Annotated in this window: 3 protein-coding genes and 2 pseudogenes; all 5 read left to right on the top strand. The window is 69.6% G+C overall.

Annotated features, from left to right (window positions below):
- Positions 1-232, top strand: a pseudogene (locus IE177_RS34475) (ATP-binding protein); the annotation flags it as partial.
- 377 nt (positions 233-609) lie between these two features.
- Positions 610-3894 (top strand): sensor histidine kinase, encoded by a 3285-nt coding sequence (locus IE177_RS34470; RefSeq protein ID WP_190019432.1) that lies wholly within the window; start codon positions 610-612, stop codon positions 3892-3894.
- A gap of 10 nt (positions 3895-3904) precedes the next feature.
- Complete coding sequence (locus tag IE177_RS34465) at positions 3905-4318, top strand: roadblock/LC7 domain-containing protein (RefSeq protein ID WP_004983065.1); 414 nt, start codon at positions 3905-3907, stop codon at positions 4316-4318.
- Between the two features lie 94 nt (positions 4319-4412).
- Positions 4413-4982 (top strand): DUF742 domain-containing protein, encoded by a 570-nt coding sequence (locus IE177_RS34460; RefSeq protein ID WP_190019431.1) that lies wholly within the window; start codon positions 4413-4415, stop codon positions 4980-4982.
- Positions 4963-5068, top strand: a pseudogene (locus IE177_RS34455) (ATP-binding protein); the annotation flags it as partial. The gene IE177_RS34460 and the pseudogene IE177_RS34455, both read left to right, overlap by 20 nt.

Raw genomic sequence — 5068 nt, 5'->3', positions numbered from 1 at the left:
CCTCGCCGACTGCTTCCCCGCGGTCGACTACTTCGAGAACTCGGGCCTGCCCTTCGTCGTCGCCCTCAACGGCTTCGACGGCAGCCAGCCCTACCAGCCGGACGAGGTCCGCGAGGCACTGCAGATCGGCCCCGACACCCCGATCATCACCACCGACGCCCGGCACCGCGCCGACGCCAAGAGCGCACTGATCACCCTGGTCGAGCACGCACTCATGGCACGTCTGCGGTAGCACCGAAATGCGACGTGCCGTACGGCAGTTGCCGTAAAGCGTCCGGAGCCGGCTGTGGCCTATGACACGGTCGGCTCCGGTGTTCATAACAGTTCGGCAGAGGAATCGCCTGGTACCGACACGCGACGCTGTCGCGCGATGCCGCTGCGCTCACAAACGCCCCGCCTTTTGGCGGGGCTCGCGTTTTATGACCGTTTTATCTACGGCTTACAACGGTGCCGTCACAAGGTTTCCACTGTTTGGAAGTGCGCTGGTCCGCGTGCTGGAATGCCTGAACTGCCCAATGGTCGACGACGTACTGAATGGTCGATGACGAACCGGGCTCTGAGAGACTGCGGCACGACGAAGGTGCCGACCGCCGAGAGGTTGTTGGTCGAGTGAGGCGAAGCAAGAACGGTCCCGAGCCGTCGGCGCGGGGCAACTTCACCCCGCCGCCGCGCGCTGCGGCGCCCACCCCCGTGTCCGGTTCGGAGCCGGTGGCCACTCCCGCGCCGAGCGGCGGCCGTTTCTCCCCGCGCAACTGGCGGGTGCCGACCCGGCTGAACGCCATCCTGCTCATACCCGTGGTGGTCGGTCTCGTCATGGGCGGCTTCCAGGTGAAGAACTCGATCGACACCTGGCAGCAGGCCCGTGACGCCGAGAACACCGCCCGGCTGGTGCGCGCCTCCCTCGGCTACGCCGACGCTTTGGAGAACGAGCGTGACGTCACCGCCGTTCCCCTGCTCCTGAAGCAGAAGAGCGGGTCCGGGAAGGCGACCGTCGATTCGGCCCGCAAGGCCACGAACCAGGCCGCCGACGTCTTCGACCAGGCCGCGGAGGACATGCCGCACACGTCGGGCCTGGACCGCCGGCTGAAGCTGTTCCGCGAGGCCGAGCCCAAGCTGGCGCAGCTGCGCCAGGTCGCGTACACCTCCAAGGTGACCGGCGTGCAGACCGAAGAGGGCTACGTCGAGGTCATCCACCCGCTCATGGAGTTCGCCAACGAGCTGGGCCTGGGCACCGGAAACATCACCTCCTACGGCCGCACCGTCTACGCCATGGCGCTGACCAAGGCCGCGCTCTCGCTGGAGCGGTCGATCGGCACGCACCTGCTGGTCAAGCCCGGCCCGGACGCCCCGAACCTGGCGACCCAGCGGGTCTCCCTGTCCTCCTACGCCTACCTCGAGGGCATCGCCGTCGAGGAGTACAAGGGCGGTGGCACCGAGGCCGACGCGCAGAAGCTCGTCGACGCCAAGGACAAGATCAAGACGGACGGCGCCGCCCTGGTTGAGAAGGCCAAGGGCGAGGACCCGAAGTACGTCGCCCCGCCGGCCGACCCGACGAAGATGGTCGCCGAGCTCGTCAACATGACGGACACCAGCGCGGCCACCCGTCAGGCGCTCGCCGGGAAGGGCATCACCGTCCAGAACTGGTGGGCGCTCAACACGCTGAAGTACAAGGCCTACCGCCAGATCGAGTCGGACATGGCCGACAGGGCGGTGAACGAGGCATCGGGCATCGCCGACGACGCCAAGACCTCGGCCTTCATCACCGGTTCCGTGGTCGTCCTCACCCTGCTGCTCGCGTTCATCCTGGCCGGTCTGGTGGCCCGCCAGATGAGCCGCTCGATGCGCCAGCTGCGCAACGCCGCCTTCGGCATCGCCGAGCAGCGGCTGCCGATGCTGGTCGACCAGCTCTCGCGCACCGACCCCGGCCGGGTCGACACCCGGGTCGCCCCGATCCCGATCACCAGCAAGGACGAGATCGGCGAGGTCGCCCGCGCCTTCGACCAGGTCCACCGCGAAGCGGTCCGGCTCGCCTCCGAGCAGGCCCTGCTGCGGGGCAACATCAACGCGATCTTCACCAACCTGTCGCGCCGCAACCAGTCGCTGATCGAGGGCCAGCTGACCCTGATCACCGACCTGGAGAACAACGAGGCCGACCCGGACCAGCTGGAGAACCTGTTCCGGCTGGACCACCTGGCGACCCGTATGCGCCGCAACGGCGAGAACCTCCTGGTCCTCGCCGGCGAGGAGCCCGGCCGCCGCTGGGACCAGCCGGTCCCGCTGGTCGACGTCCTGCGCGCCGCCTCCTCCGAGGTGGAGCAGTACGAGCGCATCGAGCTGTCCGGCGTCCCGGAGGCCGAGATCCACGGCCGCGCGGTCACCGACCTCGTGCACCTGCTGGCCGAGCTGCTGGAGAACGCCACCACGTTCTCGTCCCCGCAGACCAAGGTCCGCGTCACCGCGACCCGTCTCCCCGACGGCCGCGTCATGATCGAGATCCACGACAAGGGCATCGGCCTGACGGCCGAGGACTTCGCGGACATCAACCACAAGCTGGCCAACCCGCCGACCGTGGACGCCGCGATCTCCCAGCGCATGGGCCTGTTCGTGGTCGGCCGGCTGTCCGACCGGCACGGCATCCGCGTCCAGCTGCGCCCCTCGGGCGAGCAGGCCGGCACGACCTCGCTGGTCATGCTGCCGGACGCGATCACGCACGGCGGTGGCGGCGAGGCGCTGGACCGCGACGAGTTCACCGTCTCGCAGATCATCCCGGAGCAGCAGTTCCAGGGTGAAAGCTTCAGCCAGGTGCAGCCGATGCGCACCGCCGCCGAACTCGGCTTCGACGACAGCCGGTACACGGACGTCCCCGACGACCTCCGCGACCTGGACCCCGTCGGCCGCTCCCTGATGCGTGAGGAGCGCCGCGCGGCCCTGGAGTCCCAGTCGCACGGCCAGCCGCAGCAGGAGTCCGACGGAGCTCCCGCCGGGTTCGGGGACGAGTTCGACGCGCGGCAGGGCTACGGCAACGGCGCCACGGGCTACACCGAGCAGCCGTACCAGGAGCAGCAGCCCTCGTACGAGGAGCAGCGGCCCGCCGCGTACCAGGAGTCGTACGAGCAGCCGTACGAGAAGTCGTACGACGAGCAGTACTACGCGCCGAACGGCGTGCCGCAGAACGACGGCTCGCACGCGAACGGCGGCTACCAGGGCGCGGCGTATGCGGAACCGGCTCAGGAGGAGCAGGCGCCCTCGCACGCTCAGGCGGCCGACGGCTTCGGCTCCTACGACAGCCCGTCCTACCAGGACGACTGGCCGCAGCAGGACAGTTACCAGAACGGCTATCCGGCCCAGTACGCCGCGCAAACGGAATCCCCGCAGGCCGCTGACACGAGTGAGCGCGACCGCGTAGGCTTCGATCGTCCGGGAACGGCCTCCACCGCCTCCCACGGGCTGACCGGCGCCGGCCTGCCCCGCCGCGGAGCCCCCGCGAGCGGTGCGAACGGCCTGGGCGGCTCGAACGGCCAGGCGCGCGTGGAGCGGCAGGCCCCGGCTCCCGCACCGGTCGACGCACCGGGGGGCAACGGCGAGAGCGGCTGGCGTTCGGCGAACGACGAGCGCTGGCAGCAGGCCTCGCAGCTGCGCAAGCCCAAGGCAGGCGGGGTCACCGCATCGGGTCTGCCGCGGCGGGTACCCAAGGCCAATCTGGTCGAGGGTTCCGCCGAGACCACCCCCCAGGGAGGCCCCCAGGTCTCCCGCGCCCCGGAGGACGTCCGGGGCAGGCTGAGCAACCTGCGCCGGGGCGTCCAGCGAGGACGCAGCGCAGGCAGTGAAACGAACGGCCAGGCCACTGGGAATCAGCACAGTGGGCCTGACAGCACCTACAACCAGGAGCGTTAGTGTGAGCCCGATGAGCCAGGCGGCACAGAACCTGAACTGGTTGATCACCAACTTCGTGGACAACACCCCGGGGGTGTCCCACACGGTGGTGGTCTCCGCCGACGGACTCCTTCTGGCGATGTCCGAAGGCTTCCCCCGCGATCGCGCCGACCAGCTCGCCGCCGTCGCTTCCGGTCTGACCTCGCTGACCGCCGGTGCCTCGCGCATCTTCGAGGGCGGCAGCGTGAACCAGACCGTTGTGGAGATGGAGCGGGGATTCCTCTTCATCATGTCCATCTCCGACGGTTCGTCGCTCGCGGTCCTGGCCCACCCGGAGGCGGACATCGGCCTCATCGGGTACGAGATGGCCCTCCTGGTGGACCGCGCGGGCACGGTTCTCACCCCGGATCTCCGCGCGGAGCTCCAGGGAAGCCTTCTCAACTAGTAATCGGACGGTGCGTTTTAGTGTCCCGGGGCCGTAAGGTTTCGGGACGCGGCGCCACAGGTTTGGGTGCCCGGCGCAGTCGGAGGAGGAGAAAGTGGCAACACCCCCAGGCGGTTCGTCTTCGGGCAACTGGTCGTACGGCCCTGGCCAGGGCCGGGGCGATGGTTCGGCGAACCAGTACAACTTCCCCTCCGCACCGAACCACCGGCAGCCGTACGCCCCGCAGGGCCCCGGCCCGTCGCCGTACGACCAGCCCCCCGCCCCGCGGATCCAGCCGGTCCAGCCGCAGCGACGCCCCGATCCGGCCCCCGCGGCGGCCTCGAACAACCCCCTGGTGCGTCCGTACGCCATGACCGGCGGACGGACCCGCCCGCGCTACCAGCTCGCCATCGAGGCGCTGGTGCACACCACCGCCGCTCCGCACCAGATGCAGGGCCAGCTGCCCGAGCATCAGCGGATCTGCAACCTGTGCCGGGAGATCAAGTCGGTGGCCGAGGTCTCGGCCCTGCTGACGATCCCCCTCGGCGTGGCCAGGATTCTCGTCGCCGACTTGGCGGAGGCGGGCCTGGTCGCCATCCATCAGCCCGGCGGCGACGAGAACGCCGGTGGCCAGCCAGACGTGACACTGCTCGAAAGGGTGCTCAGTGGACTTCGCAAGCTCTAGCGGCGGTCCTTCCCGCTCCACCACCTCCGCGAAGATCGTGGTGGCGGGCGGCTTCGGCGTGGGCAAGACCACGTTCGTCGGCGCCG

The sequence above is a fragment of the Streptomyces lucensis JCM 4490 genome, from assembly GCF_014650035.1.
Classification (GTDB): Bacteria; Actinomycetota; Actinomycetes; order Streptomycetales; family Streptomycetaceae; genus Streptomyces; species Streptomyces lucensis.
This window is presented reverse-complemented; position numbering and strand designations above follow the sequence as displayed.